Below are 15,142 nucleotides of genomic sequence, written 5' to 3'. Positions count from 1 at the left end.
TGCGGATTAGAAGGGTAGCGAACAAGGTGTTTGTCTTATAGCAAGCAAATAGGGCGAATTAATATAAAAAGCTTTTGCCCCTAAGCAGGACAAAAGCTTTTTATTGTTCCTTTTCCGGACTTCGTTCATCTATTTCGGTAGGCAGCCGCCAAACTTTTGATCTTACGGTAAAACTTTTTATCCTCTAATCTGTTAAACAATCCATATGAGGGATACGCAAGGTTCACTTCAATAACCCATATTTTTCCTTTGCGATCGATACCGAAATCTATGCCCGTCTCATGGGAACGATAATCGCTTTTCGTGGCATATCGAATCAGTTTAAAACCATCGTCGATCAACTCGCGTTTTACGCTCTCGATTCTATCGTGACCGTAGCCTAATGATTTGGCTAAAGCATTATCAATTGTGGTGGCATACCCTCCGCCGCGACGAACATTGGTTACTACGCTGTTTTCTCCTGCAACTTTCGCCAGCATCCCCGCGTGCTGCCACTTTTCTTTCCCGTCTCGCATCAGCATAAGGCGAATGGAGAAGGGCCTTCCTTCAATCGTAGCCAAGTCAATCGTTCTTTGGACGAGAACCGACTTTCCGGGTCTTCCGTCTCTGAGCATGTCATATAGATTCTCGATTGAATTCACGTTAACCGGTTCACCCTTAACTTTAACGTAGCGATATCCATTTTCTGTTTTCCATGCCTTTATGATTCCAGAGCCAGTATGCTCGTTCTCTCCTTTGATATAGACCGAATGATATTTATCCAAGTATTCCGAAAGAGAGTCTTTACTCAGCAGCGTTGTCGGCGGCAAAAGTTTGTGGAGTTCGGGATGTCTGGAATACAATCGATGTATTTCCCACTTTGAAGGATCCCACTTTGAACCCATTCCATCATTCCTTCCTTCGTTGTGAAATACGCTTATCTTGCTTTTTCCCTCATCCTTTTAATTTTTCGATAGAGAGTTTGATCAGGCAGCAACTTGAAATTCCCTCTGATCAACGGTTCGATGTTGACCTCGTAAATCCAGATTCTCTTATGGCGATCAATTCCGATGTCGACGGCGAACTCATACAAATTGGGAAACATATGGCTCACTTGCCTCACGGTTTTCACGACGCATCTTTCTAGTTTGCGATTCAGTCTTGTTCTTTCCATATAAGTTAATCCCAAATGTCGTTTAAAGAGCGTATCGAGTAATGTCGGGGTCCCTCCGTAATGCGAGGTTGTCACGATACTTCCCTTCTCCCCGAGCCTCCCGCAGATCCCTCCGACCTTCCATCTCCCATTCACTCTCAGGCTATGACAACGAAGATCAAAGGGTCTGCCGTCCTTCGTCACGCTGTTAACCGCCCGCTGGATAATATATTTGCTGTCCTCAGTCATGCCATTCACTTTTTTCCAGAGATCCTTCGAATGGACGTAGGTCTTATCAGTGCCTTCCCTCAGTTTAAAAAGGTCGTAATTCAACTTCTCAATCCGAATGACTCCTCTTGATTTTCTTCCCCGGTCCGGTTTGAGATAGATTTTGTCATGCTTTCTTATCATCTTGTAGAACGCGCTCTCCCGCAGCAATTCCGTGTCCGGAATATGACGGGAAACCCCAGGAGTGTGTATGAGCTGGTAGGCCACTGCAAGCTTGCTTTTCACATGATGTACCTCAATCGCCATAAAATCACCCGTTGCGCATTATTTTTTTTGCCCTTAAATATTTACGGTAGAGCCCTCGGTCGATCTTCTCCAAGCCTTTGCAATCCGGTTTCGTATTGGCTTCGATAAACCAGATATTCCCTCTCTTGTCGATCCCCATATCCAAACCTAAAATTTTGAGCGGAAAACGGGATCCTAAAATTTGCGCAATTTGTTGGGATGCATCGATTAACTCTCGGATGATTTCCGATCTATTCAATCGCTGATCGGTTCCTTTAAGCAATCTATAAAGGTTGTAGTCCTTTGCCCCCTTCGATACATTCGTGACGACCGAAGACCTTCTGGGAGCGAGTTTAGCGCACATTAACGTTGCACGCCACTTGCCCTCGGGCTTTTGCAAGACAACCCGCACATCGAATGGGCGACGCCGATAAGTTGCCAAATCAATTCCTCGTTGGATGATGTATTCCTTATCCGGATTCTGCAATTCTTTAATTGCCGAATATACTTTATCTCGTGAGCATAGGGTTTTGGTATCTTTATACGAAATCTCAAACTCTTCGGCATTAAGCCTCTTGAGCCGGATGATTCCATTCCCTTTTCTCCCGACATCCGGTTTGATATAAATGCGGGCATAGTTTCGAAGCATTCTTCGAAGGCTGGAAGAATCAAACCATTCCGTATCCGGCACATAATGTTTCATGATGGGATCTTCCATAATGACAAGTCCCTTTTTCATTTTGCTTCTAATAACAGTGTGTTCGATACGATCACCTCCTTAAGCATCTTTGATAAAACCTTTCCGAATCAGATAGGTTTCAAGCAGCACCAAAAATGACTCTATCTCTTTGTAAGAGATATCACCGATATTCGCGATCCTGAATGTGTTAAATTCGTCGAGTTTGCCTGGATAAATCGTATAGCCCCTGCTATGCAAATAGTCATGCATTTCTTTGAAACTGTACCCATCCACGTTCGGTTCGAAGATGGATGTAACAAGCTTGGAATGCAGGTTATCGCTGGCGATATATTTTAAACCTATACGCGTAATGCCGGCGATTAACGTTTCCCAGCATTTCTTATAGCGCGCATATCGTTGGTCGATCCCCTCTTCCTTCAGTTCCTCTATCGCTTGTTTAAGCGCGTATAGTGTTTGAACAGGCGGAGTAAAGCGGGTTTGATAGGTTTCCGCGAAAAAACGATATTGGGCGTGTAAATCGAGATAATAATTTTTCGGTGTATTAGGTTTGTTTTTTTCCAATAACTCGGTTTCCGCTATTACGAACGATATACCGGCCATAGCTTGTAGATTTTTATTGGAACTTGCGGCGAGATAATGAATATTCATTTTGCGCATGTCAATCGGAATGGCTGCAAAAGAACTGATGGCATCTACGATCAGATGTATTCCATATTTCAAGCACAAAGCGCCGATCGCTTCTATGTCATTCAGAAGTCCGGTGGTTGTCTCATGGTGAACGACTGCCATATGGGTTATTTTCCGTCGACTTTTGTCTAGAAGCGATTCCAATGCCGTCAGATCAAGGGCGGAATGAGCAGGACTGTGAAATACCAGATGACCCAAGCCATAAGCTTCCGCAATTTCGCACATCCGTTTGCCGTAGGCGCCGTTATTCACGATCAGGACCAGACCGCCGCGCTCTACGACAGAACTTAATATAGACTCGACTGCAGCCGTGCCCGAACCACCGAACAAAACGGTCGTATATTTCTCCGAATCCGAAACGATACAGGTCAATTCAGTGCAAACAGATTTCAGCAATCGGCCGAATTCCTTTTCTCGCGGGCAAATATCGGGCACGACTTGGGCAAGTTTAACGCCATCCGTTGTCGTTGCGGGACCGGGAGTGAGTAAGATTTTTCTGCTGGCAAGCTTCATCAACTTCTCGCTCCTTTCGATTCGGAGACATTTCGATTCAAAAACATCGCTAATCGTTCTTTGACCTCGTAAGGTTTAATTGCCGGTCGACTTAACTGTTCCTCCGTACCTGACGAAATTTTAAGATGAAGAAAGGTTAAGCCTTTCGTTATTTTCCATTCGTTCAAGCATTTATTCAGCTCATTTAGATCGTGGATGTAAATAGATTTCGCGTAGCCGCAGGAGGAAGCAACATTGATAAAATTAATGTTGTGGGAAACCGTCTTCTGCCCTCCTGTAGAATCATGAGCATTGTTATCCAGTAAAATATGAATCATATTCCGCGGATTGTAGTAGCCAATCGTAGCCATGCTCCCCATCCTCATTAACAGCGAGCCGTCTCCATCGATAACTACGATATCGAAATCGGGTTTACTAATCGACAGCCCGAGGCCGAAAGAAGCGATGCACCCCATAGAACCGACCATATAAAGGTTATTGCATGCATCTTCGATTTCGTACAATTGCCTCCCCGTTTTTCCGGTCGTCGCGAGCTGAGCGGTTTTGCCGTCTTTGCATCCATTGATGACCCGCAATGCTTCCTGACGGGTAGGCAGCTGATTGTCGGCCCATTGGCTGATGTTTTCTTTGTTAACGCTGAAGTAACGGTCTTGTTCTTGCAGTATCTCTTGTTCAAAACTCTCTTTTTTTACGACGAAGAAAAAGGGATGACCGCTCTCAATATACTTGGCTGCCAGCGAGATCTGATGTTTGGCTTTCTTGAAATCGGCAGACAAATACATCCACTTCACCTGCATGGAATCAAGCAGATTTGTCGTTATTCGTCCCATCAGTTCATGCTGAGGTTCATCTTGATAGCCGGGTTGCCCTCGCCAGCTGACAAATCCCAATACCGGAATGCGAAACGGATAATTAAGAGACACGAGCGGCGATACAGCGTTCGCAAGACCCGAATTTTGCATTAAAACAACCGGTTTCTTCCCTCCCAATAAAGCGCCGGAAGCAATAGCGACCGCGTCCCCCTCGTTTGCCGCCCCGATATATTCGCTCTCATTGATGGCATAATTGATTAAATTTTTTAAGAAGGAGCAGGGAACGCCAACGTAAAAATCAAAGCCTAGTTTTTTCAACTCTCTCCCAAAAATTTTGGTGTTGATCATCGATGATTTGCACCTTCCTAATCTTTTGCTTCTACCGCTACTGCTTCCGCTACTACTTCCGCTACTGCTTCTACTTCTACTTCTGCTCCCTCTACTTTTTCTGCTACTGCTGCTATAAACACTTCTTTTGGTATAATGGCTTCTGCTACTTTAACTACCTCTGTTCCTTTCACAGTTTCAATTGCTGCGGGAACCTCTGTTTCGAAGGATGATAGGTCTCTGTCGAAGTTGGTGATCGTTTTCGCGTACTCCAGTGGGTTCAGAAACACCCGCTCCGCTCTAGATCCATACGCTTTTACAATTGAAACTTTGGCCGATTGGGCATTACATTCAATAAGCCAAATTTTCCCTCTTCTATCCACGGCAAAGTCTATACCGATTTCCCCGAATTTTCCGTACTTATTCTCCACTCCCAAATAAACTTGGTGTAAAAACTTTTTGATCTTTATTTTCAAAACGAATAATTGCTTGGCGGTATAACGGGGAAATAGCTTAGGGAGAAAAACGTCATATCGATAAGCGAACGAATGGGTCGTAATTGGGGAATTGGGACTGCCTACCCTTACGCATATTCCGACGATGTCGATTTCGCCATTTTTGTTTCTTTGCACTTCTGCCCGAAAATCGACAAGACGGTTTTTATTGATCTTCACCAGATCGATTGCCCTCTGAACAATTACTTTTTTATTTCCGAAAAAGGTATTGATGTTTTTAAGCAAGCTTTGCATATTGTTTGCTTTCCTGCGAACCAATTTCCCGATAATCGAATAACTATATACGTAACCCGGGTTTTTAGGTAATTTCTCGATACGCATCACTTGCAGCCCTTTCCTGCCGCGGTGCGCCTTCACATACGCTTTCCTGAACTTAAGAATCGTATTTTTGATTTCGTTCCTGTTATCAACATTTACGGTACTAGGTAAATAAGATCTTAAATTTTCGTTCTCGTTCAAGTATTGATATAATTCACTCTTATTAAAGGCATGGATCGGATTGATTCTTTTGATTCCCAGCTCATCGAATCTTTCCAGAATGCCGTCGGTTTCGCCTCCGCCTCCTCGGATATAAACGACGTCAGGAAAAGGGAACGATTTTTTTTGCCACTTTCTCCCCTTTTCATCGAAGTAAGCTCCTTCGAAATTTTCCTCGGAGAAATTTAAATCATTAGCGGTGAAAAAAGCTAGCGTCGTACCGGCCCTTCTGTTCGCTTTCACAAGTTTATTGATCCTGACATATTTTCCAATGTCTCTTAACGGTATCGATCCACTTCCAAGATACACTCCGACGATCGGATGGATAGTCGATGAAGATTGTTCTGAACGATACATTCCGATTCTCCTCTATTGTTCGATAGTTTTTTTCTGAGGCATATCCGACATTTCGTTCACGGAAATGACTTCGTTCGTTTTCTTGATCGGCCTGTTCCAATATTTTTCATTACCAGGCAAATCGTCAAACCATGCAGCCTCTTCGGGACAATCCAAAATCATCAACTTACCATACTCTCCGTCACGCGATTGATGATATTTTAAGTAAACTTTGCCGTTCTCGACTGCAAGGATCTCGATTTTTCCTGACGTATGACTCATGCAAAGCTTCACTCGTTTGCCTAAGCCTGATGTTCTAGCTTTGGCTTCTTCCACGATTCGGTACGTTTCTTTCAGTGTGAGCACGAACCCCCTGTTACCCGCCACGGGTCTGTTTATGAAAAAGTAATAAGGAGTAACGCCCGCCCATGAAAGCCGATCAAGCAATTCACCGAGCACTGCAGGATCATCGTTGATTCCTTTCAGCAGAGGCGTCTGATTCACGACGATAGCTCCGGCATCGTAAAGTGCCTTAAAGCATTTAATGGCTTCCGGAGTGATCTCTTTGGGATGGTTAACATGCGCCATAATATAGATCCTTTTTTCTTCCGTGGAATAGGTTCGAATCGTATTGAGTAATTCTTCGTCTTCATAGATTCTCATAGGATTGAAGACAGGCAATTTCGAACCGATTCTTATGATTTTCACGTGCTCGATTGATCTTAGGGCTTCCAGAAGGTTGCGAAGCTTGCTCGTCGCTAGGATGAGCGGATCGCCGCCAGTTAACAGAACATTGTTGATTTCAGGTGTTCTAGCGATATAATCGATTCCGTCTTGAACGTCCGGCATCGCCTCTTTCACGTCCGCACGGAACAAGCGCTTGCGGAAGCAGAATCTACAGTAGGCTCCGCATACTTCAGAGACAAGCAACAATGCAGTCGTTCGATATTTATGTTGACATCCCTTTACCACGTAGTTCGTATCTTCATCAGAAGCGTCCCATCGGCCGTATTCCCAAAGTTCATTGGCATTTGGAATCACGAGCTTTCTGATGGGGTCATTCGGATTCGACCAGTCAATCAACCGTAAATAATAATCGTTCAACCGAAAAACGAATTTATCGGTCACTTGCTTCAAGGCAGCCCTCTCCCCGTCTGACAAATGGGGTAATTCCTCCAACTTTGTAATGTATTTTACCTGCATTGAACGTTTATTCTCCTCTCCCATCACGGAAACGTGATTTTGCTCCAGTTAATGCGATTAGAGACAACTGTGTGTTAGACAAACGTGGAAAAGCCAAGAAATCCGCAAGCCGTTCAGCGAAAATAAATAAACCGTGCCTTCGAACTCTGGAACGGTGCCTTTCAGATGATACGATTTGCTCCTATTCGCTTCCTTTTTCAACAGATGAGGTAGTAAAGTACTTTTCTTCAGCCAATTGGAGTTCCTCTGCGTTTTGCAGACGGAATATTTCTTCGAGGGGGGTTATTTTGTTTTCGATCTGGATGAGACTTTCTTCTTTAAATAATTTTCTGCTAATTTTTTGCATGGCACTTACCGATGCCCTTAAGTTGTGATTGGCCCAAATGACTAAATTGATTCCTAATTCCTGAAAGCGGTTTTTGGGTGTCTTATAATATTTTGTCGGCACAATAATAACCGGAAGTCTACCGCCCCATTCTTTCACGAAAGCTTCAATCTCGTTGATATCCGCTCGTTTGCTGTGTGCGAGAATAGCGTCTGCTCCCGCTTGTCGATAAGCTTCTGCTCTTTTAAGCATTTCATCGAGTCCATGACCCGCGATAAAAGCCTCCACTCTCGCTACGACTACAAAATCCTGATCCTTCTGGGTATCCTTCATGGCTTTTATTTTGCCGCAAAACTCATCGATAGGGGCAAGTGGCTGCGCTTCCCCTTTGATAAAAGAGTTTGTTTTGGGAAAGAGTTTATCTTCGATACACACCCCAGCAATCTGTCGCTGCTCCAATTTTTTCAACAATCTCCTTGCATTGTTAAAGTTTCCGTATCCCGTGTCGCCATCCAGCAAAATCGGGATCTTCGTTGCATCACTCATAAACTCTAAGACATCCAGCACCTGCGTCCAGGAAGCTTCATTGTTGTCTCTTACGCCCATAGAAGCTGCAATTGAAAGTCCGCTGGCCCAAATCCCTTTGAAGCCGGCCTCCTCCACGATTTTCGCGGACAAACCGTTATGGGCCTCCATGATATAGTCCGTTGTCTGTGACTGGATCATTAGCTTCAATTGGGTGGATTTTTTCATTAATGTCATTCCTCTCCTTGATAATTAAACAAACCTATCCCGTTATGTCTTTAGAAATATGTATCTCCTAGTCTCATTGCATTGGCGATTCGTCTATATTCCATAATTATTAATTCGTGACTGCTACTTGATCCTCAAAAAAGTCTTAAGAACGTCAGAAAGCGATGCCTCGTGTTGAGACATCGCTTCAAGATTTCACGCAGCAATTAACCTAGCGATCTATTGCCTAATGCAATCCATTGAATGAAGCCTTTAGGTTCGGGTCCGAGCCGTGTTCGGAATACGATGAGCTCAGCTTCATGCGGGCGTTTGGCACCGAGAATACAGCTACAAGAAGCATGATTCGACATGGCTACCAAAGTATACGAGGTGTCGGCAAAAGGAGCGGAGAAAGGAACGACTATATGCATGGACTCCATGCCGCCTTGGAACTCGTATTGTTGGTTGCCGAACAATAAGCTAACGCCAGGTAGTTGAGCAATCACGGGTTGAAAAGATAGTTTCGACTCGCTTATGCTACCATCCAACAAATGCTCGCTTGTGATGCACCCTGCTTCTAACTTGGTGCTGCTCACGCTGCCATCTGCCAGGTGCTCGCTTGCGATACTGCCTAGTTCCAGCTTCGAACTGCTTACGCTGCCATCCAATAAGTGATCGCTCGATATGCTACCCGGTTCCAGTTTCGACCCGCTAATGTTGCCATCCGCCAGATGATCGCTCGTTACGCTGCCCAGTTCCAGCTTCGCCCCGCTAATGCTTCCATCCGCTATATGATCACCTGTGATGCTACCTAGCCATACTTGCGCGCCGCCTACGCTTCCTACAGCAAGATGTTCACTCGTTACGCCTCCGCGCTCCAGCTTCGATCCGCCTATGCTACCATCCGCCAGATGCTCCCTCGTCACGCTACCCGGAACGAGCTCGCGTATTGCCTCAACAGGCTTGACTGCAACTGCTTGCGCTTGCTGTATTTCATTAAGCAGTTCGCGCACTTCGCTAGACAGCTTCGCTTCGCTCACGCTGCCATCCGCAATCAGGGCTTCCGTTACGGCCTGCGGCTTAAAATGACTGGAAGTAATCGTCTGCTCCCCAAGATGATAACCGAGTATGGAGCGTGGGATGATGTGCGAGGAACTGACGCTTCGCACGGATATCTTTTCGGCATTAACAGAGCCCGCTGCCAGTTGATTCGCGCCGATGCTACCCTCGCTTACTTTATCTCTCGTTACCGAGCCGTCCGCCAACTGTTCCGTTCCCACCGCTCCAAGAGCCAATTTCTCCGAGCTGACAGCACCAACCGCCAACCGTTCATCGGTAATGGCGTCACCCACATAGCTCAAAAATTGAAGCAAGACAGGCGAAAGGTTATTTTGCGCCACGGAGCCGTTCGCCAGTTTTAACGTCGTCACGGAGCCTTCGGCTAACTGGTCGGTACCGATACTTCCTTCGGCCAGCTTCTCTGACGTAACCGCCCCATCGGACAATTTCACGGTCGATATGCTGCTGTCCGCCAATATATCTTCCGTCACCGAGCGTTCGGCCAATTGTCTGGTCCCGACGCCTTGATCGGCAATTTTCTCCGAAGTCACGGACCGGTCCAGCAGCTTCTCGGAGGATACAGACCCGTAAGCCAATTTTTCCGAAGTTACCGCTCCGTCGGACATCTGGCTCGATCCCACGCTGCCTCCTGCCAGTTTATCCGTCGTGATGACGCCATCGATGAGTTTAACTGTCGTAACGCTATCGTTAGCTAATTTGTCTTCCGTAACCGACTCTACTTTCAGTTGATCCGTTCCCACGCTTCGATAAGCGAGATGCGGAGTCGTCACCGAGCCTTCAGCTAGCTTCGAGCTAGTAACGCTTAAGTCGGCCAGTATTTCTTCCGTCACGGATTCCCTTACGAAATGATTCGTCCCCACGGTTTCGTTGGCTATTTTATCCGAGGTCACCGCTGCGTTGGACAGCTTCAAGGTCGTAATACTTTCGTCCGCCAGATTCCCCGAATGGACTGCGCCTTTCTCTAGTTGATGCGTTCCCACGCTTCCGTCCGCTAGTTTTTCCGTCGTTACCGCACGATTCAACAGTTTTTCCGTCGATACGCTTTCGTCGGCTAAGATGCTCCTCGTCACCGAGCTTTCCGCCATTTGAAGCGATCCTATCGTTCTATTGGCGAGTTTATTCGCCGTGATCGTCCCGTCTCTTAACTTAGCATCCGTCACGCTGTCATCGGCCAGAATGTCCGTTGTCACGGAGCCGCTAACCAATTGACTCGTTCCTACGCTGTCTCCTGCAAGCTTATCCGTCGTAACGACTCCGTCAAGCAGCTTTTCCGTCGTAATGCTTCCATTCGCCAAGATGTCCGCTTGCACGGAGCCTGCCGCCATCTGTTCCGTGCCTACGCTGCCGTCCGCTAACTTCTCCGTCGTAACCAAACGATCCAGCAACTTCTCCGTCGATATGCTTCGATCCGCCAAGATGTCCGCGATGACGGAACCCATTGCCAATTGATACGTTCCTACGCTTCCCATCGCTAGCTTCATAGCCGTCACTACGCCATTGGCAAGCTTGGCTTCCGTTACGCTCTGGTCCGCCAAATTATCCTCGCTAACCGCGCCTACCGCCAGTTGCTCGTTCCCAATGCTACCGTAGGCAAGCTTCTCGGAAGTAACGGCGCGGTTCTGCAATTTCTCAGTCGTTATGCTTCTATCCGCTATAATAGTTGCCGTTACCGAACCCGCCGCCAATTGCTCCATACCTACGCTGCCGTCCGCCAGCTTCTCCGTCGTTACCGCGCGATCTTGCAGCTTCTCCGCCGTCACGCTGCCATCCGCGAGTATTTCCGCAGCAACCGAACCCGCCGCCAATTGCTCCTTACCTACGCTGCCGTCCGCCAGCTTCTCCGTCGGTACCGCGCGATCTTGCAGCTTCTCCGCCGTCACGCTGCCATCCGCGAGTATTTCCGCAGCAACCGAACCCGCCGCCAATTGCTCCGTACCTACGCTGCCATCCGCCAGCTTCTCCGTCGTTATCGCGCGATCTAATACTTTCTCCGCCGTCACGCTGCCATCCGCGAGTATTTCCGCAGCAACCGAACCCGCCGCCAATTGCTCCGTACCTACGCTGCCATCCGCCAGCTTCTCCGTCGTTATCGCGCGATCTAATACTTTCTCCGCCGTCACGCTGCCATCCGCGAGAATTTCCGCAGCAACCGAACCCGCCGCCAATTGCTCCGTACCTACGCTGCCCTCCGCCAGCTTCTCCGTCGTTACCGCGCGATCTTGCAGCGTCTCCATCGTCACGCTGCCATCCGCGAGTATTTCCGCAACAACCGAACCCGCCGCCAATTGCTCCGTACCTACGCTTCCGTCCGCCAGCTTCTCCGTCGTTATCGCGCGATCTTGCAGCTTTTCCGTCGTTACGCTGCCATCCGCGAGAATTTCCGCAACAACCGAACCCGCCGCCAGTTGATCCGATCCAACGCTTTCGCCGGCGAGCTTCTCCCTCGTTATCGCGCGGTCCAATACTTTATCCGTCGTCACGCTGCCATCCGCGAGAACATCCGAAACAACCGAACCCACCGCCAGTTGATCCATGCCGATGCTACCGTCCGCCATTTTCTCGGTCGTGATCGAGCCGTTAACCAGTTTCTCCGTCGTTACGGAGCCTTTAACCAGCTTCTCCGTCGTCACGCTGCCATCCGCGAGTTTATCCAGCGTAACGCTACCGTCCGCGAGCTTCACTCTCGTGATCAATCCATCGGCCAGCTTATCCTCGGTAATGGTTTTCTCCTTCAAATGGACTGAGCTGACGGCATTCGGTTCCAACCTCTCGGAGTCGATACGCCGTTCCCCGTTCTTCGCCAAATCGAGCAAATCGGGCGCAAGATGCGAGACGGACACCGTTCCTTTGCGAAGGTGGTAACCGTGTACGGCTTCCGACTTCAGGTGTTTGCCGCTCACGCTTTCGATTTGCAGATGCTCGTTACCGACACTATGGAGAGCTATCTTCTTCGAAGTGACGCTGTCATCCGCTAATTTATCCGTTGTAATCGCTTGGTTCGAGATGGTCGCTTCCTGTACGCTTTCCTTTGCCAGATGCGCCGCTCCTACCGCTTCTTTGCGCAAATGGGCCGAATCGATTATGTTCGCTTGAAGATGAACGGACGTAATCGACTTATCACCGATATGAGCTTCCTTCACGGCGCCCGCTTGGAGTTTGCTGCTATCGACGCTATTCGGCGCCAACTTGCTTGCATTGATGATTCCCTCATTCAGATGAAGGTCGCGAATGCTTTTCTCGGCTAAATGTACGCCAATTACCGCTTGCTCGGCGAGATGGCGGCTTTCCACCGCACTCGTGACCAAGTGCTGAGACTTGACCGATCCGTTCGCGATTTTGTCCGAGGTCACCGAGCCTTCCGCCAATATAGAAGCCGTCACGGCACCTTCGCTCAGATGGGCTTGCTTGATCGACTTAATCTTCAGATGCTTGGAAGTAACGGATCCTTCCGCTAGCGTTCTCCCCGTAACCACTCCATCCTGCAGCGCTTTTTCATATACCGCGTTGTCGGAAAGCTTGTCGGAAGTGATGCTGTCATCCGCGATCTTCGCCGTCGTCACGGCCAAATCCGCTAATTTATCCGTCGATACGCACTCAGGAGATAACTTTAAGGACGTGATCAGATGATCGGTCAGATGATGCGAGAATACCGAACGTATGCCGAGCTGACGTTCACCGACGGCGCCGGGCGCGATATTTTTCTCCGACACGGCTTCGATTTGCAAAGCTTCCGTGCTTACCGATGCATTCCCCAGATGAGCGGCCTCGATGGCTCCTTGCCGAATATGTCGGCTATCGACGGATTCCGTTGCCAGTGTTCCGCCTATAACCGATTCTGGTCCAAAATGATACGGCCTTAGCGATCCCGCTGCCAACTGCTCCGTCGTTACGCTTTCTGAGGCTAAATGCTCGGTTTTAACGGCAGCGTTGGCTAAATTCCGGCTACTGACCGATTGATCCCCGAGCTTGACTGAACTCACTGCTCCATCCGACAATTGCGAAGTTCCGACTGCTCCGTCGGATAGATGCTGGGATTGTACGATATTCTTCGCGAGCTGCCCGGCGCCGATCAATCCCTCTTGCAAATGTTCTCTACCGATCGCCTGGGCGGACATATGCCGGCCATCCACGGATTTATCAGTCAGATGACGCGCTTCTACGCTGCCATCCGCCAGCTTATCGGATAGAATGCTTCCTTTAGCGACATGCCTTGTCTGAATAGCCTCGTCTGCTATTTTGCCGGAAACGATGCTTTGATCGGCTATTTTGGTCGAAGTGATCGCGTGATCGACAAGCTTAAGCGTCGTAACTGCTTGCTCGGCTAACTTGGAAGCAATGATCGTTCCATCGGCCAGATGTTTGGTTTTAACGGTCTCGCTTTCGAGATGCTCACCCTTTACTGCTCCTGCTTGCAGGTGCTCGGATTGAACCGTGCTGAGCATCAGCTTGCTTCCCGACACGGAACGGTCGGCCAGCTCGCGAGCGCCGACCGTTCCGTCCGCGAGATGCTCCGCCGCCACGGCGCGCGGAGCCAAATGCTTTCCCTGCAGTACTCCAAAAGCCACATGGTCAGCAAGGACAAGCCCGTCCGTAAGATGTTGGGATTCGATGGCCCCTCGTGCCACTTTGTCCTTGGATATCGATCCGTCGCGCAACTTCGAGTTCGTGACGGAACCATCGGCCAACTTCGAAGTATCGACGCTTTCATTGGCTAGATTCTCGCTGCGAATAGAACCGCTGCGGATTTTGTCCGAAGTAATGATCTGGTCTTGCAGTAATTCCGATGTAATAATCGAAAGATTCAAATGCTTCGATTGGATCGAGCCCTCGGCGATTTTGTCCGAACTGATCGTCCGATCCGCTAACTTCTCCGAAGAAACGCTCCCGTCGCGTAATTTCTCGCCCGTAATCGACCGATCGCGAATCTTCTGCCCGGAAATGGAGTTTTTAGTGAGATGGTCCCCCACGACGGATTCCGGAGCTAGCTTCGACGAAGTGATGGATCCATCGGCAAGCTTGATCGCCGTTACGGAGAAGTCCGCCATAGAATTGGTGCTCACAGAATCCGCCGCCAGATGAACGGCCTTAACCGCGAATGGAGCAAGCTTCTCTCCGGTGACCGCCTCATCCGCGATATCGTCCGTGTAGACGATCGGAGCTGGACGCAAGGGCATTCTCTTCTCTTCAAGTTTGTCGTGACGCACTTGCCTATCTGACAATTCCTCCGCAACGATAGCCGCCTCTAACGCTTCGTTATCCGAGGAGTCCTCTTGCAGCATCGCGACCAACGCATCGGCTGATTGAGAGCTCTCCGATTCCGCTGATTCCACGACCGCGATAATATCCGGTAATTCCACTGCCGCCGGAAACTCGATTGCAGGAGACAAAGCGGAAGCGATCGCTATGATCTCCTCTGCTTCCTGATCAGTCGAGACGAGCTCGGAAGAAAGTGGCATCCCCGTACTTGGGCTTGCTTGATCATTCTTGGCTGCCGAGGCTGCATTGAGTGGCTTCCGGTTTCCATGTGCATTGCTTGGCCCCTGGCCCTGTTTACTCCCTGCTTGGCTTACCGTCGTTTGCTGCGCGGATACAGCCGATCCATGTAGAGTAATCGACTTGGCTTGTGATTGTTGTATGTCATCCAGCCATTGCAGCTCAAGCTTGTTCGGATTATCTACATAGAATAGCGGCCGGCGCGATTTGGTCGTCTTACTCGCCTGTTTCTTTTTCATGTGCCTCTCCTTCCTGGTCATCGAAATCTTCAGTATCATATGCATTCACCCATGGGCA

The 15,142-nt window shown here is 48.6% G+C and carries 9 protein-coding genes; all 9 read right to left on the bottom strand.

Going from position 1 to position 15,142, the window contains the following annotated elements:
- Positions 1-125: 125 nt before the first annotated feature.
- Positions 126-884: a YheC/YheD family protein gene (locus L3D05_RS20775; RefSeq protein ID WP_239618249.1), complete on the bottom strand. Its 759-nt coding sequence runs from the start codon at positions 882-884 to the stop codon at positions 126-128.
- Between the two features lie 32 nt (positions 885-916).
- Positions 917-1,645 carry a YheC/YheD family protein gene (locus L3D05_RS20770; RefSeq protein ID WP_239618248.1) on the bottom strand — a complete coding sequence of 243 codons (729 nt, stop codon included), beginning with the start codon at positions 1,643-1,645 and terminating at the stop codon, positions 917-919.
- A 25-nt stretch (positions 1,646-1,670) separates the two neighbouring features.
- Positions 1,671-2,363 (bottom strand): YheC/YheD family protein, encoded by a 693-nt coding sequence (locus L3D05_RS20765; protein ID WP_255807647.1) that lies wholly within the window; start codon positions 2,361-2,363, stop codon positions 1,671-1,673.
- A gap of 60 nt (positions 2,364-2,423) precedes the next feature.
- Positions 2,424-3,545 carry a 2-aminoethylphosphonate aminotransferase gene (locus tag L3D05_RS20760; protein ID WP_239618246.1) on the bottom strand — a complete coding sequence of 374 codons (1,122 nt, stop codon included), beginning with the start codon at positions 3,543-3,545 and terminating at the stop codon, positions 2,424-2,426.
- A complete protein-coding gene (gene aepY, locus L3D05_RS20755; protein ID WP_239618245.1) occupies positions 3,545-4,705 on the bottom strand; it encodes a phosphonopyruvate decarboxylase in 1,161 nt (386 codons plus the stop codon). Before aepY ends, L3D05_RS20760 begins: the two co-directional genes overlap by 1 nt.
- Before the next feature lie 17 nt (positions 4,706-4,722).
- Positions 4,723-5,919, bottom strand: coding sequence for a YheC/YheD family endospore coat-associated protein (locus L3D05_RS20750; protein WP_239618244.1), 1,197 nt, complete (start codon positions 5,917-5,919; stop codon positions 4,723-4,725).
- 126 nt (positions 5,920-6,045) lie between these two features.
- The gene (locus L3D05_RS20745; protein ID WP_239618243.1) at positions 6,046-7,215 is read right to left on the bottom strand and encodes a KamA family radical SAM protein; all 1,170 of its coding nucleotides are present in this window, start codon (positions 7,213-7,215) and stop codon (positions 6,046-6,048) included.
- 181 nt (positions 7,216-7,396) lie between these two features.
- Positions 7,397-8,293 carry a phosphoenolpyruvate mutase gene (gene aepX, locus L3D05_RS20740; RefSeq protein WP_239618242.1) on the bottom strand — a complete coding sequence of 299 codons (897 nt, stop codon included), beginning with the start codon at positions 8,291-8,293 and terminating at the stop codon, positions 7,397-7,399.
- A 206-nt stretch (positions 8,294-8,499) separates the two neighbouring features.
- Entirely contained in the window at positions 8,500-15,084 is a 6,585-nt protein-coding gene (locus L3D05_RS20735) for a WIAG-tail domain (protein ID WP_239618241.1), read from the bottom strand.
- Positions 15,085-15,142 lie beyond the last annotated feature (58 nt).

The organism is Cohnella mopanensis, from assembly GCF_022352055.1.
Classification (GTDB): Bacteria; Bacillota; Bacilli; order Paenibacillales; family Paenibacillaceae; genus Cohnella; species Cohnella mopanensis.
This window is presented reverse-complemented; position numbering and strand designations above follow the sequence as displayed.